This window comes from Blautia sp. NSJ-140, from assembly GCF_022868965.1.
Lineage (GTDB): Bacteria > Bacillota > Clostridia > Lachnospirales > Lachnospiraceae > Blautia_A.
In genome coordinates this window covers 218,763-233,921 of sequence record NZ_JALIFS010000001.1, presented here as the reverse complement: position 1 = coordinate 233,921, position 15,159 = coordinate 218,763, and the positions used below count along the sequence as shown (strand labels likewise).

Sequence of the window (15,159 nt, the reverse complement as noted above, 5' to 3'; positions counted from 1 at the left end):
ATGACAGATGTAAAATCCATGACCATGGAGGAATTGAAGGAATTCATGACAAAGATCGGTGAAAAGCCTTTCCGGGCGAAACAGATCTATGCATGGCTTCACCAGCGGCTGGTTACCTCCTGGGATGAAATGACAAATCTTTCCAAAAGCCTCAGGGAAAAGCTTTCGGCTTATCCGATCACAGCGCTGACCCAGGCAGATGTAAGGATCTCAAAAATTGACGGAACCAGAAAATATCTGTTCCGGCTGGAAGATGGAAATGTGATCGAGAGTGTTCTCATGCGGTATCACCACGGAAATTCTGTGTGCATTTCTTCTCAGGTGGGCTGCCGTATGGGATGCAGATTCTGTGCATCTACCATCGGAGGACTGACCAGATGCCTGAAGCCGTCCGAGATGCTGGATCAGATCTACCGTATCCAGGCAGATACCGGTGAACGTGTGGCCAATGTAGTTGTGATGGGAACCGGTGAGCCGATGGATAATTATGACAATCTTGTCCGTTTTGTCCGGATCCTTACCGACGAAAACGGTCTTGGGATCAGTCAGAGAAATGTGACGGTTTCTACCTGCGGGATCGTGCCGAAGATGTATGATCTGGCTGAAGAAAAGCTTCAGATCACTCTGGCACTTTCCCTTCATGCTCCAAATGATGAAAAACGGCAGGAACTGATGCCGATCGCGAATAAGTATTCCATGGATGAGGTTCTGGATGCCTGCAGAAATTATTTTGATAAAACAGGCCGAAGGATCACCTTTGAGTACAGTCTTGTAGCCGGTGTCAACGACAGTGAAGAAGATGCGAGACAGCTGGCCGGCCGTATAAAAGGCATCAATTGCCATGTAAATCTGATTCCGGTCAACCCCATCAAGGAACGCTCCTATGTGAGGTCTACTCGACAGGCTGTGGAGAATTTCAAAATAAAACTTGAAAAATACGGAATTAATGTTACTATTAGAAGGGAAATGGGCAGCGATATCGACGGTGCCTGTGGACAGCTAAGAAAAAGTTACATGGAAAAAACAGAAAGCGAGAAGTGACATGAGGATATACTCAGCTACTGATGTAGGGCAGAAGCGTAAGATGAATCAGGATTACGTGTTTGTATCTGAAGGTCCGGTTGGGAATCTGCCTAATCTTTTCACAGTCGCGGACGGAATGGGCGGCCATAACGCCGGTGACTATGCATCCTCACATGCAGTACGGATCCTTGTGGATGAAATCCGTGAAGATGCGGATTACAATCCTGTGAAGGTTATTCGTCATGCGATCGAAGCTGCGAATACGGAGATCAGAAACCGTGCGCAGGAAGACGAAAACCTCCGGGGCATGGGAACCACTATGGTGGTGGCGACTATTGTAGATCAGTATGCCTATGTAGCCAATGTGGGTGACAGCCGTTTATATGTGATCCAGGACGGGATCCGCCAGGTTACCAGAGATCATTCTCTGGTACAGGAAATGGTGAGAATGGGCGAGATCAGCGAAGCGGAAGCACGGAATCATCCGGATAAGAACATCATTACAAGGGCACTTGGTGCAGAGAAAACGGTGGATGTGGATTTCTTTGATCTGAAACTTGAAAAAGGATGTACGATCCTGATGTGTTCAGACGGTCTCAGCAATATGGTTGAAGATGAGAAGATCCAGGAAATCATATCCGATCCGGAAGCAGATATTGATCAGAAGGGCAGTGCGCTCCTTCGGGAAGCAAATCAGAATGGTGGTAAGGATAATATTGCAGTCGTACTGGTAGAGCCATTCACGAATGAGGTGGAAGCATGTTGAAGACGGGAATGATCATAGCCGAGCGTTATGAGATCGTAGGAAAAATCGGAACTGGCGGAATGGCAGATGTCTATAAGGCTATGGACCATAAGCTGAACCGTTTTGTTGCAGTGAAGGTCCTGAAACCGGAGTTTCGGGAAGACACCACGTTTATAAAGAAATTCATAAGTGAGGCCCAAGCGGCAGCGGGTCTTACACATCCGAATATCGTCAATGTATTTGACGTAGGAGATGACGGCGGTGTTTATTACATTGTTATGGAACTGATCGAGGGTATCACTCTGAAGGAATACATCTCCAAGAAGGGGAAGCTTTCCATTAAAGAGGCCACAAGTATCGCAATACAGGTTTCTATGGGTCTGGAGGCGGCACACAGCCATGGTATCGTTCACAGAGATGTGAAACCCCAGAATATCATTATCTCCACAGATGGTAAAGTAAAGGTGACAGACTTTGGAATTGCCAGAGCTGCATCTTCCAATACGATCAGCTCCAATGTAATGGGATCTGTACATTACAGCTCACCTGAGCAGGTGAGAGGCGGATATAGTGATGAGAAGAGCGATATCTATTCTCTCGGAATCACATTGTATGAGATGGTTACAGGAAGAGTTCCTTTTGACGGAGATACCACTGTGGCGATCGCTATCAAGCATCTGCAGGAAGAGATGGTCCCGCCAAGTGTGTATACACCGGATCTTCCGTACAGTTTGGAGCAGATCATTCTGAAATGTACACAGAAAAGTGTAGATCGTCGTTACAGCCGTATGGAGGATGTGATCGCGGACCTGAAACATTCCCTGATCGATCCCCAGGGCGATTTTGTAAAGCTTACTATAGTTGACAACGATGCCAAGACGGTTGTGATCTCAGAAGAAGAGCTTGGTGAGATCAAACATACACCGAAGCAGATCACAAAACCGGAGATCACCACACTTGAGGAAGAAAAATACGACGATAACGATTACGATGATGCAGAGGAAGAATACAGACCGAGATCCGAGCATAGATCCGGAAAGAAAAAGAAGCATCATGGTTCCGGAAGAGGCCTGACTATTGCGGCACTGATTGGCGGGGCAGTCCTTCTGATCGTTCTTGTGGTAGTGCTTGGACGTGCCGCAGGACTGTTTGGAACAGGCAGCAGCGGAACTGCAGACAGCAGCAAGGCAGAGGCGAAGCAGGAATCAGCAGCTGACGGGCTGGCAACCGTTCCTAATCTTGTAGGCAAAACAGAGGAAGAGGCCAAAACACTTGCAAACGATGCACATCTGGGTGTCCAGATGGCCGGTGAGGAGGCATCTGATCAGGAAAAAGGCAGGATCTCCCGTCAGGAGACAGCAGCGGGAACACAGGTTGAAGCCAATACAACTGTGAAATACTGGGTGAGCACCGGAACAGCGCAGGTTACGATCCCGGATGTAAGCAGCGATAAAGGCGTTGAAGCGCAAAGAACGCTTGAAGATTTAGGATTACGAGTGAATGTCCAGAAAGAGTATAGTGAAACTGATGTAAACGATCAGGGTACAGTTTCTGCTTTAGTAGAACCAGGGTATGTTTATAGCGTAGAACCTGCGGAAGGTACATCTGTGCAGATGGGATCAACGGTTACTTTAACAATAAGTCGTGGTCAGGATTTTGGCGCTAATGCGTTAGTGCCAAGTGTTGTGGGAATGACCAAGGATGATGCACTTACTACTTTAGGTAAATTTATTGATATCCAGATAACAGAACAGCAGAGCTCAGAACCAGCAGGTACGGTTATTGCACAGAGCCCAGAAGTTAGTGCAGATGAGGATACAATAGCAGATCCGGACGATCCAATTTATCTTACCATCAGCTCCGGTGACAAGGCTCCATCCACAGACAGCACAGCATCTGCAGACAGTACAGCATCTGCGGACAGCACAGCATCTACAGACAGCACAGTATCCACAACTACATCTACAGCAGATGTCAATGCAAACACAGGCTGGAAATGTACACAGACACTGGATACACCGTCTGGTTACAATGGAGGAGCAATTCGTCTGGAACTGATCCAGGACGTAAACGGTGAGCCTAAGGCATCCACTATCATTGACGGACAGAATATCAGCTTCCCGTATCAGCTTAATATCTCAGGTGCTGAGGGCATTACCTCAGGAACCATCTATCTCTATGAGGAGGTAGACGGGGATTATCAGCAGCTTGGAACCTACACGGTTACATTCAAGAAAGCTGAGTGATCATGCAGGGAAAGATAATCAAAGGTATTGCCGGATTCTACTACGTATATGCAGAAGACGGCAATACATATGAATGCAGAGCCAAGGGAATTTTCCGTAAGGATAAATTCAAGCCTCTGGTAGGTGACAATGTGGATATTACAGTTCTGGATGAAAAGGAACTGGAGGGAAGTGTGACGGAGATCCACAAGCGGAAGAATTCTCTGATCCGTCCGGCTGTGGCCAATGTCGATCAGGCACTGGTGATCTTTGCCATGGATAATCCGAAGCCGAACTTCATGCTTCTGGATCGTTTCCTCATTATGATGGAGAGGGAAGGTGTTCCGGCAGTCATCTGTTTTAACAAAAAAGATCTGGCAACAATGGAAGAGCTGGAATTTCTCTGTGAAACATACCAGAGCTGCGGCTATCAGGTAATCCTGTCAAGTGCCCTGAAGGGGGAAGGTCTTGCAGAGATTGAAGAGGTCCTGCAGGGAAAGACCACCGTTGTGGCCGGCCCTTCCGGCGTGGGGAAATCCTCTCTTACCAATTCTCTTCAGGAAGAGGTTGAGATGGAAACAGGCGAGATCAGCCGAAAGCTGAAGCGTGGGAAACATACTACCCGCCATGCACAGATCATACCGGTGGCGCAGGATACATTTCTTGTGGATACGCCGGGATTTTCCTCCTTATATATTGAAAATATGGAGGAGCAGGAATTGAAGGATTACTTTCCGGAGTTCCGAAGGTATGAAGGACAGTGCCGCTTTCAGGGGTGCCGTCACATACATGAACCGGGCTGCGCCGTTAAGGAAGCCCTTGAGAACAATGAGATCAGCAGACTCCGATATGAAGATTATCTGGAGCTGCACCAGGAATTAAAAGAGAAAAGGAGATACTGAGTCATGGAATACCGATTGTGCCCGTCGATCTTATCAGCAGATTTTAACAGACTGGGAGAACAGATTAAAATTCTGGAAAAGGAAGGCGTTGAATATCTGCATATTGATGTTATGGATGGAGATTTTGTTCCCAGCATTTCTTTTGGAATGCCGGTGATCAAATCGATCCGGAAAGAATCCAACATGTTTTTCGACGTACATTTGATGGTAACAGAACCGGAAAGATATATCCGCGATTTTGTAGAATGCGGAGCAGATTCCATTACTGTACATGCGGAGGCATGTGAGGATCTGGAACGTACACTGGAGCAGATCAGGGCAGCAGGCGTAAAGGCGGCAGTTTCAATCAAGCCATCCACACCGGTAAATGACATCAGCCATCTTCTTGAAGATGTGGATATGGTGCTGATAATGACTGTTCAGCCAGGATTTGGCGGACAGAAATACATGGACGAATGCACGGAGAAGATCCAGGAGCTTCGTGAGCTTATTGATGAGGAAGAGCTGGATGTTGATATCCAGGTAGATGGCGGTATCAATGATGATACACTGGAGACTGTTATGCGTGCAGGTGCAAACCTCATGGTTGCAGGTTCCTGGGTATTTAAGGGCGATGTGGCAGCCAATGTAAGACACATTACAGAAAAAATCCACAATATCAAAAAAGAGCTGGACTGAAAATGATCGATACAATAATAATCAGCGGGGGCAATATCCAGAATGGTTTTGCCCTCGATTTTTTAAAAAAAAGAATAGAAGAGAGCCGAGGAAAGAAAATTACTCTTGTTGCTGCAGATAAAGGGATGGAATGGTTTATGAAAAACCGGGAATTTATTCCGGATCTTGCAGTAGGGGATTTTGACAGTCTTTCCGAAGAAGGCAAAAAATACATGGAAAGCCTGAAGGGACCGGAGATCATCAGGCTGAAGCCTGAGAAGGATGATTCGGATACACAGTCTGCGGTAAATCAGATGATCCGCAGGGGTGCAAAGGATATCCTGATCCTGGGAGCTACCGGCACAAGGCTGGATCATGTGCTGGCGAATCTGGGACTGCTTTCCATGGGGAAAGAAAAGGGTGTCCACATTGCGATCGCAGATCAGTGGAATTATATTACACTTGCAGAAAGCGGAACCATACTGCACAGAGAGGAGCAGTTTGGAAAATATGTTTCATTCTTTACTGTGGGAGGTGATGTGACAGGCCTCACTCTGAGGGGATTTAAGTATCCTCTGAACGGATATCATCTGACAGTAGAAGACAGTGGCCTGACCGTCAGTAATGAGATTTCGGAAGAAACCGCAGAGATTCTGTATGAAAGCGGGCAGCTTCTGATGATCATGTCCAGGGACTGACAGTAACAATAAATGCCTCACAGTTGCGATTTCAGGCTGTGTATGGTAATATGGGACAGGAATGGCCTGAAAAACGGAAAGGCCTGTTTAAAGAGTATCTGAAAAATACTGTAAATAAATATATCGAAAGGACGTATATAGAGAGATGAAATTAGGAATCGTAGGTCTTCCTAACGTAGGAAAAAGTACATTATTCAATTCACTGACAAAAGCCGGAGCAGAATCCGCAAACTATCCGTTCTGTACTATCGACCCCAATGTGGGTGTTGTAACTGTTCCGGATGAGAGACTGAATCTTCTCGGAGATTTTTATAAATCAAAAAAAGTAACACCGGCAGTGATCGAATTCGTCGATATCGCAGGTCTTGTAAAAGGCGCATCTAAAGGAGAGGGACTTGGAAACCAGTTCCTTGCAAATATCCGTGAGGTAGATGCTATCGTTCACGTGGTACGCTGCTTTGAGGATTCCAATGTTGTTCATGTAGATGGAAGCATTGATCCGCTCCGCGATATAGAGACCATTAATCTGGAGCTTGTTTTCTCTGATCTTGAGATCCTCGAGAGAAGAATTGCCAAGGTTACCAAGACTGCACGTATGGATAAGGAAGCTGCCAAAGAGCTTACATTCCTTGAAAAAGTAAAGGCGCATCTGGAAGAGGGACAGCTTGCCATTACTCTTGAAACAGAGAACGAAGACGAGGATGCATGGCTTGCAACTTATAATCTTCTTACTGCAAAACCGGTGATCTATGCGGCTAATGTTGCAGAGGATGATATCGCAGATGATGGGGCGAACAATCAGTATGTACAGGCAGTACGGGAATACGCTGCCAAACAGAACAGCGAGGTATTTGTGATCTGTGCACAGATCGAGGAAGAAATCTCCGAGCTGGATGAGGATGAGAGAAAGATGTTCCTTGAGGATCTGGGACTGACAGAATCCGGCCTTGAGAAGCTGGTGCGCGCAAGCTATCACCTTCTTGGTCTTATGAGCTTCCTGACAGCAGGAGAAGATGAGACAAGAGCATGGACCATCAAGATCGGAACCAAGGCACCGCAGGCAGCAGGTAAGATCCACACAGACTTTGAACGTGGATTTATCAAAGCAGAGGTTGTGAATTATCAGGATCTTCTGGATTGCGGTTCCTATGCAGGTGCCAGAGAGAAGGGCCTTGTACGTATGGAAGGAAAAGAGTACGTTGTACAGGACGGAGATGTGATCTTATTCAGATTTAACGTGTGATCACCAACGTCGTGAAATACCGGCTGTAAGCTGAAAAATTATAACAGGTGATTTTATGGATATGTCAATTCGGTTTCCCGGATTAAATCTGGTTTTGGATTATGTGCCGAGATCCTTTGAGATTTTTGGCTTTGAGATCACGATCTATGGCGTCCTGATCGCGATAGGAATGCTTCTGGGAATCTTTTTTGTGGTACTGGAAGCCAGAAGAAATCATGAAGATCCGGATGCATATCTGGATCTGGCCATCATAACGCTGCTTTCCGGTGTGGCAGGGGCGAGGCTGCTTTATGCAGCTTTTTCCTGGAGCCTTTATAAAAATGATCCGGGACAGCTTCTGAATATACGGTCCGGAGGACTTATGTTTTATGGAGGACTTCTGGGCGGTGTGCTAGGTGGTGCGATCTACTGCAGGATCCGAAAGAAATCCTTCTGTCAGATGGCAGATCTTGCATGCATGGGACTTCTGATCGGGCAGATAATAGGAAAGTGGGGAAGCTTTTTTAACAGAGAATCTTTCGGGGAATATGCAGACAACATTTTTTCCATGCAGCTGCCGCTGACTGCGGTACGGGCAGGAGAGGTCACCACGGCTATGCGTGAAAAGCTTCAAACCGTGGACGGTGGTACCTGGATTTTGGTACAGCCCCTGTTTTTCTATGAAAGTCTCTGGTGTCTGCTTGTGCTTTTGGTGCTTATGATGCTGCTTCGCAAAAAAGTATTCCAGGGAGAGATATTTCTGAGATATCTGGCGAGCTATGGTCTGGGAAGAGCAGTGATCCAGTGGTTCCGCACAGATAAAGTACTGTTTCCGGGAACCGGCGTGGATGTTTCGCTGGTGATCTCGGTAATACTTTTTGTTTTTTGCACCGTGGTAGTTGCAGTAAAACGCGTGATGTCCAGAAAGCGGGCAAAAGTACGGATGAGAAGGATCGAGAAAGATCAGCAGGCAGAGAAAGAAGCTGAACAGCAACGGGAAAATGCAGCAGAGAATCTGGAAACAGAGACTGTACAGGGAGAAAAAAATGGACCAGAACGAGATACAGCAGAAAGAGGAAGCTCTTCGGAAAGCGTCACTTTTGCAGCAGCTGCAGGAGGAACGGAAGAAGCTGGACAGCCAGATCAGGAGCAGGAGCGATCTTCTGAAGAATCTGGAGGCCAGCCAAAAAGTTGACCGTATTCTGGAATTATATTACGGAAACTGAGATCAAACAGATACAGATGCTTTTGTCTGATGGATCAGAGTATAGGATAAGATACCGGCATTTGGATGATAAGAGCAGCAGAACACTGCCCTGCAGGAAAACGTCTTCTGCGACGTTTCCGGCAGGGCAGTTTTTGTGCTGTGCAGCAGGAATATATCAGTACATCTTTCGGAAATCCAGAGGAGTTGTGCCTGTGACTTTACGGAACATGGCGATAAAGTGGCTGGCGTCGGAAAATCCGGAAGCGCCGGCAACATCCTGGATCTTCATATCCGGTCTGGAAAGCAGAAGCTCACGGGCGCGGCTGATGCGGTACATGGTAACGTATTCGTAAACCGAGCAGCCCATAAAACGGCGGAACAGACGGGAAAGATACTGCGGAGAGACAAAAACGCTCCGGCTCAGCTGCGCTGCAGTGATATCCTGCTGATAACCGGTTTCGATTTCTTTTATTACCGGGATCACATATCTCTGGTAGAGAGGATTATCCTGTATCTTCGGAGAAGCTGCACAGTCTGTAAAATTCATAAGAAAGTTGTAGCAGTCGGAAGAAAGAGATTTCATATCCGGTGTGGGCTGATGATATTTACGCAAGGTAGAAGAAATCATTTTCCGGATACTGGCCCCCTGTTCCTTTTCGACAAGGATCACTTCCTGGTTGTCTGTCATGTAAGGGATGCTGCCTGCCAGTGTTCCTGTGAAGGTGGCAAACATTGTGGTCCAGGAAGTAGACTCTCTGTGATAGGAATGAGGGACACCAGGAGCGATGAGGATGCCCTCGTTGGCTCCGAGAGTGTAAAATTTTCCACGGACTTCAATGCGTCCGGTACCCTTTTCAGTCTGGAGGTAATGATAATACGGATATCCGTCCGGACGGAAGATATTAACCTGATTCCAGTGGTTCCCAAGAGATTCAAACATGAAGGGAGCACTGACCGGAGTATTTCTGAAATAGATCGACATGATATTCACCTGTTTCTAAATGTTATATATTTTGGCGAAACATATTATACCATAATCCGGTGGATTATACTATAATGATCATAGCATAAAAAAACGAAGGATCCGGCAGAAAAACAGAAGCCGCCGGACAGGAGGAAAAAATGAAAAGATTTGATCATTCTCTGTTAAAAGATCCCCGGTATTTCAGCGATGGAAGAATGGATGCTCATTCAGATCATACGTATTATCGCTGTGAGGAAGAGAGAGAAGATGGAAAAACTTCTTTCCGTCACAGCCTGAATGGTCTCTGGAAGTTCCATTATGCACGGAATTATGCATCTGCCATCCCAGGTTTTGAGGAAGAAGCATATTCCTGCAAGGACTGGGAGGATATTTATGTGCCGGCACATATCCAGATGGAAGGATATGATGCACCGCAGTATGCCAATGTCCAGTATCCGTGGGAAGGCCATGAAGAACTTCATCCGGGACAGATTCCGGAACGTTTTAACCCGGTGGCAAGCTATGTGAAATATTTCCATGTGCCGGAGAGCATGAAAGGAAAAAGAGTATTTGTTTCATTCCAGGGAGCAGAGAGCGGACTGGCTCTGTGGCTCAATGGAAAATTTGTGGGATACAGTGAAGATTCCTTTACTCCGTCAGAATTTGAGCTTACGGAATATCTGAAGGACGGCGAGAACAAGCTGGCGGCACAGGTGTTCAAATGGACAGCCAGCAGCTGGTGCGAGGATCAGGATTTTTACCGTTTTTCCGGAATTTACAGAGATGTTTATCTGTTTACGGTACCGGATGTCCATGTATATGATCTCAGGATCCGTGCCATTCCGGATGAAACTCTCAGAAAAGCCGAGCTTGAGATCGTGACCAGTACCTGGGGAAAAGGAAAAATGAAGCTTACACTTTCCGGAAAGGGAGAGGTTCTTTTGCAGGAGGAAAGATCTCTGAACGGAGAGGATACCTGTACCTGGGAGATTCAGGATCCCCTTCTCTGGAGTGCAGAAGAGCCGAATCTCTATGATTTGGAGCTGGAGATCAGTGATGAAAGCGGAAAGCTCCAGGAGATCATCCCGGAGAAAGTTGGTTTCCGCCGTTTTGAAATGAAGGATGGTATCATGACCCTTAACGGAAAACGTATCGTATTCAAGGGTGTGAACCGCCATGAGTTCAGCTCCGTCACAGGAAGACATGTGTCCCGTGAGGAACTGCTCAAAGACATCGTGATCATGAAACAGAACAACATCAATGCAATCCGTACCTGTCATTATCCGGATGCATCTCCGATCTACCGTCTCTGCGATGAATATGGTATTTACATGATCGCAGAAAACAATCTGGAGTCTCACGGAACCTGGGATATAGCAGAATTTACCGGAGATTACACGGATATCGTTCCGCACAACAAACCGGAATGGCTGGGCATGATGCTGGACCGTGTAAATTCCATGTATCAGCGTGACAAGAACCACCCGGCGATCCTGATCTGGTCCTGTGGAAATGAATCCTTTGGCGGAAAAGATATCTTTGAGATGTCTGAGTTTTACCGCAAGAATGATCCTACAAGACTGGTACATTATGAGGGGGTTATCCATGACCGCAGCTACAATGCCACCAGTGACATGGAAAGCCAGATGTATCCTTCCGTAGAAGCGATCCGGGAGTTCCTTGCAAAGGATGACAGCAAGCCGTTTATCTGTTGTGAGTATACCCATGCAATGGGAAATTCCTGCGGCGCAATGCATAAATATACAGATCTTACAGATACAGAACCGAAATATCAGGGTGGCTTTATCTGGGATTACATTGATCAGTCTATTTACAAAAAAGACCGTTACGGAAAAGAATTCCAGGCATACGGCGGAGATTTCGGTGAACGTCCTACGGATTATAATTTCAGTGGAAACGGTATCGCATACGGCGGTGACAGAGATGCTTCTCCAAAGATGCAGGAGGTAAAATTCAACTACCAGAATATCACTGCGCAGGTAAGTGAGGATTCTGTTAAGATCATCAACAAAAATCTTTTTGTAAATACGGACACATTCCGATGTGAAGTGACTCTTGCAAAGAACGGTCATGTTCTCCGCACAGAGACACTGGATACAGCGGTGGAGCCTTTAAGCCAACAGACCTACAGACTTCCATTTGGAAAACAGCAGCGCCCGGGCGAATATACGGTAACCGTAGCCTTCCTTCTCAGAGAAAAAACACTCTGGGCAGAGGCAGGACATGAGGTTGCTTTCGGCCAGCATGTTTATCAGGTGGAAGGAATACCGGAAGCTCCTGCGTGTGGCGTGGAGCTTGTGAGAAGCCTTCATAACATCGGTGTCCGCGGGGAAAATTTCGAAGTGCTGTTCTCCGTTCTCAATGGTGGCCTGGTTTCGTATAAATATGCAGGAAGAGAAATGATCGAAGCGATCCCGAAGCCCAACTTCTGGAGAGCACCTACAGATAATGATTGCGGAAGTCTGATGCAGATGCGTTATGCACAGTGGAAGATCGCCAGCATGTACGCAAGTCATAAGGATTACCGAAAAGGCATGTATGGTCCGGCCAATGCTCCGGAGACAACGGTTCACGAAAACAGCGTGGAGGTTGCTTTTACCTACATCCTGCCAACTACGCCTGCCAGTGAATGCCGCCTTGCCTATGAGGTAACCGGAGATGGAAGAGTAAAGACAACGCTGACCTATGATCCTGTAAAAGAGCTGGGCGATATGCCGGAGTTCGGAGTACTCTTTAAATTCAATGCGGATTATGATCATGTTCAGTGGTACGGCCTGGGACCGGCAGAGACTTATGCAGACCGGAAGCATGGCGCAAAACTCGGCATTTATGAGAATCTCGTGACAGACAATATGGCACGCTATCTTGTGCCGCAGGAATGCGGAAACAAAGAGGAAGTACGCTGGGCAAAGATCACAGACAGAAAGGGTAGAGGAATGCTCTTTGAGATGGATAAAGAAAACGGCCCGATGATGTTCTCAGCACTTCCATATACTCCTCATGAAATGGAAAATGCCATGCATCCCTATGAGCTTCCGGCAATCCATTATACCGTTGTCCGTGCTGCAAAGGCGCAGATGGGTGTTGGAGGAGATGACAGCTGGGGTGCCCGCACGCATCCGGAATACCTCCTGGATACCAATGGAAAGATGAAATTTTCCTTTGCGTTCAAAGGTCTTTAAAATGTCATAAAATAACAGAACATAAAGTCAGAAAAAAGCTTCCGGCGACTGTCCGGAAGCTTTTTCGTTTCATAATAATGCACAGAAAATAAACAGGTTGAAAAAAAACCTGTGGATATTTCATGAAATGAAAAAAAACTTGGATATGCACTTGTTTTTTCATGGTAAATAGTTTAAAATGATTACATAAGTGGTAGAAAGTGGTGAATAGTGGTAGCGAATGGGGATGAGTGGCAGAACACACCATTTGCGCCCTGGAAACACGAAGGGGAGAATCGTGTTTCACGAGAGTAGGTGGGTTTCATGTTCATGGGCGAGTATAATCATACGATCGACGCGAAGGGGCGTCTGATCATCCCTTCCAGGTTCAGGGAACTCTTAGGGGAAGAGTTCGTACTGACAAGAGGGTTGGATGGTTGCCTTTCTATTTATCCGATGGATGAATGGGTTGCCTTTGAAGAGAAACTCCGAGCATTACCACTTACAAATAAAGACGCAAGAACCTTTTCACGTTTCTTTGTAGCCGGAGCTACAGCATGTCAGCTGGATAAGCAGGGAAGAATCCTGGTGCCGCAGACGCTGCGCCAGTTCGCTGGTCTGGACAAGGATGTGGTGCTTACGGGTAATCTGAACCGGATCGAGGTTTGGAGCAAAGAGAAGTGGAGCGAGAACTGCAATTATGATGATATGGACAGCATTGCGGAAAGCATGCAGAACATAGGAATCGTCATTTGAGCATAACGCAGGTAGAAATCCCACAGGAGACGGATATGGAATTTAAGCATAAATCTGTATTACTCGATGAGACCATTAACGGCTTAAGGGTAAAGCCGGATGGAATCTATGTGGATGGCACTTTAGGAGGAGCGGGACACGCCACAGAGGTGTGTAAGAAACTTTCTGCCAAGGGGAGATTTATTGGCATAGATCAAGACCAGGATGCGATAATTGCTGCGAGTGAACGGCTGTCAGCCTTTAATCAGGTGACAATCATTCGCAGCAATTATTGTTACATGGCAGATGAGCTGAGATCCCGTGGCATTGAGAAGGTGGACGGGATCCTGCTGGATTTAGGAGTGTCATCTTATCAGCTGGATAATGAAGAGAGAGGTTTTTCTTATCGGTACGATTCTCCTCTGGACATGCGAATGGACAGAAGACAGAGCCGTACAGCCGGTGATATTGTCAACGGCTATGAGGAACGGGAACTGTATCGTATTATCCGTGATTACGGCGAAGACAAATTTGCCAAAAATATAGCGAAACACATTGTGGCTGCCAGAGAGCAGGCACCGATCCGGACAACCGGAGAACTGACAGAGATCATACGGGGTGCGATCCCCATGAAAATACAGGCTACAGGAGGACATCCGGCCAAGAGGACTTTTCAGGCAATACGTATTGAGCTCAACCGGGAGCTTGACGTGCTCAGGGATTCCCTGGACGGCATGATCGATCTCCTGGATGACGGAGGAAGGATCTGTATCATTACATTCCATTCTCTGGAAGACAGGATTGTCAAGACCATTTTCCGAAAAAATGAAAATCCCTGTACCTGCCCGCCGGATTTTCCGGTCTGTGTATGCGGAAAGAAATCCAAGGGGAAGGTGATCACAAGGAAACCGATCTTACCGGGAAAAGAGGAAATGGAAGAGAATCCGAGATCCAAAAGTGCGAAGCTTCGTATTTTTGAACGGAAAATGTAGTTGAGAGATGGAAGGTAGGCAAATGGCGAAGACAGGAAGAGGGACTACAGCCAGAAGAAATCGAAATACCGTCAGGAACAGCAGAGAAATGTATGTTCAGGGAAATGCGGTAAAACGGTTGCAGGAAGTTCCTCAGAGGACTGATCTGCCCGAGATACAGGAAAGGCGACGGCTGGCTCAGAAAAGAAAACAGAAATCCGCAGTACCTGTGACACCGGCAAAACAGATGGTGAGCAGACAGGCACAGCGGAACCGGGAAAAGGCAATGGCCATGAACAAGGGGTTCGTTCTGTTTCTTACGGCAGTTTCTATCGCAGTACTTTTTACCTGTATCAATTATCTTCAGGTAAAATCCGAAATCACGGCGAGTATGAAAAATGTTGCAAATCTGGAATCTGAGCTTGCACAGCTGAAAGAAGATAACGATGCATATTACAGTCAGGTCACTTCTACAGTGGATATCAGCGAGATCAAGAAAAAAGCTATCGGCGAGCTTGGAATGAAATATCCTTCGGAGGATCAGATACAGACCTATACCACTGAAGGAAACAGTTATGTGAGACAGTATCAGGATGTGGACACACACAAGTAGCAGAAGTACAGTTTT

Annotated in this window: 13 protein-coding genes; 12 read left to right on the top strand and 1 reads right to left on the bottom strand. The window is 46.6% G+C overall.

Annotation, left to right across the window (positions count from 1 at the left end; genetic code table 11):
• The 8 genes from rlmN (at position 1) to lgt (ending at position 8,667) form a co-directional block, all read left to right on the top strand.
• Entirely contained in the window at positions 1–1,041 is a 1,041-nt protein-coding gene (gene rlmN, locus MUB50_RS01055; RefSeq protein ID WP_110102942.1) for a 23S rRNA (adenine(2503)-C(2))-methyltransferase RlmN, read from the top strand.
• A 1-nt stretch (position 1,042) separates the two neighbouring features.
• Entirely contained in the window at positions 1,043–1,789 is a 747-nt protein-coding gene (locus tag MUB50_RS01050) for a Stp1/IreP family PP2C-type Ser/Thr phosphatase (RefSeq protein ID WP_118368808.1), read from the top strand.
• Positions 1,783–4,014 (top strand): Stk1 family PASTA domain-containing Ser/Thr kinase, encoded by a 2,232-nt coding sequence (pknB, locus tag MUB50_RS01045; protein ID WP_244802488.1) that lies wholly within the window; start codon positions 1,783–1,785, stop codon positions 4,012–4,014. The genes MUB50_RS01050 and pknB overlap by 7 nt, the downstream gene beginning before the upstream one ends.
• A 2-nt stretch (positions 4,015–4,016) precedes the next feature.
• Positions 4,017–4,895: a ribosome small subunit-dependent GTPase A gene (gene rsgA, locus MUB50_RS01040; RefSeq protein ID WP_118368806.1), complete on the top strand. Its 879-nt coding sequence runs from the start codon at positions 4,017–4,019 to the stop codon at positions 4,893–4,895.
• A gap of 3 nt (positions 4,896–4,898) precedes the next feature.
• Positions 4,899–5,573, top strand: a complete 675-nt coding sequence (gene rpe, locus MUB50_RS01035; RefSeq protein WP_015526113.1) for a ribulose-phosphate 3-epimerase — start codon at positions 4,899–4,901, stop codon at positions 5,571–5,573.
• A 2-nt stretch (positions 5,574–5,575) separates the two neighbouring features.
• Positions 5,576–6,250, top strand: a complete 675-nt coding sequence (locus MUB50_RS01030) for a thiamine diphosphokinase (RefSeq protein WP_118368805.1) — start codon at positions 5,576–5,578, stop codon at positions 6,248–6,250.
• A gap of 145 nt (positions 6,251–6,395) precedes the next feature.
• Positions 6,396–7,493, top strand: a complete 1,098-nt coding sequence (gene ychF / locus MUB50_RS01025; RefSeq protein ID WP_022426886.1) for a redox-regulated ATPase YchF — start codon at positions 6,396–6,398, stop codon at positions 7,491–7,493.
• A 55-nt stretch (positions 7,494–7,548) separates the two neighbouring features.
• Positions 7,549–8,667, top strand: a complete 1,119-nt coding sequence (gene lgt / locus MUB50_RS01020) for a prolipoprotein diacylglyceryl transferase (protein WP_118368804.1) — start codon at positions 7,549–7,551, stop codon at positions 8,665–8,667.
• A 187-nt stretch (positions 8,668–8,854) separates the two neighbouring features.
• On the opposite strand, the gene MUB50_RS01015 is transcribed toward lgt, so the two are convergent.
• Positions 8,855–9,661: a helix-turn-helix domain-containing protein gene (locus MUB50_RS01015; RefSeq protein WP_118368803.1), complete on the bottom strand. Its 807-nt coding sequence runs from the start codon at positions 9,659–9,661 to the stop codon at positions 8,855–8,857.
• A 140-nt stretch (positions 9,662–9,801) separates the two neighbouring features.
• Here MUB50_RS01015 and MUB50_RS01010 point away from each other — a divergent pair, with 140 nt between their 5' ends.
• The 4 genes from MUB50_RS01010 (at position 9,802) to MUB50_RS00995 (ending at position 15,144) form a co-directional block, all read left to right on the top strand.
• Positions 9,802–12,846 carry a glycoside hydrolase family 2 TIM barrel-domain containing protein gene (locus MUB50_RS01010; RefSeq protein WP_244789932.1) on the top strand — a complete coding sequence of 1,015 codons (3,045 nt, stop codon included), beginning with the start codon at positions 9,802–9,804 and terminating at the stop codon, positions 12,844–12,846.
• A gap of 303 nt (positions 12,847–13,149) precedes the next feature.
• Positions 13,150–13,581 (top strand): division/cell wall cluster transcriptional repressor MraZ, encoded by a 432-nt coding sequence (gene mraZ, locus MUB50_RS01005; RefSeq protein WP_118368801.1) that lies wholly within the window; start codon positions 13,150–13,152, stop codon positions 13,579–13,581.
• Between the two features lie 35 nt (positions 13,582–13,616).
• Entirely contained in the window at positions 13,617–14,552 is a 936-nt protein-coding gene (gene rsmH / locus MUB50_RS01000) for a 16S rRNA (cytosine(1402)-N(4))-methyltransferase RsmH (protein WP_118368800.1), read from the top strand.
• A gap of 22 nt (positions 14,553–14,574) precedes the next feature.
• Positions 14,575–15,144 (top strand): hypothetical protein, encoded by a 570-nt coding sequence (locus tag MUB50_RS00995; RefSeq protein ID WP_118368799.1) that lies wholly within the window; start codon positions 14,575–14,577, stop codon positions 15,142–15,144.
• The last annotated feature ends 15 nt before the right edge of the window (positions 15,145–15,159 follow it).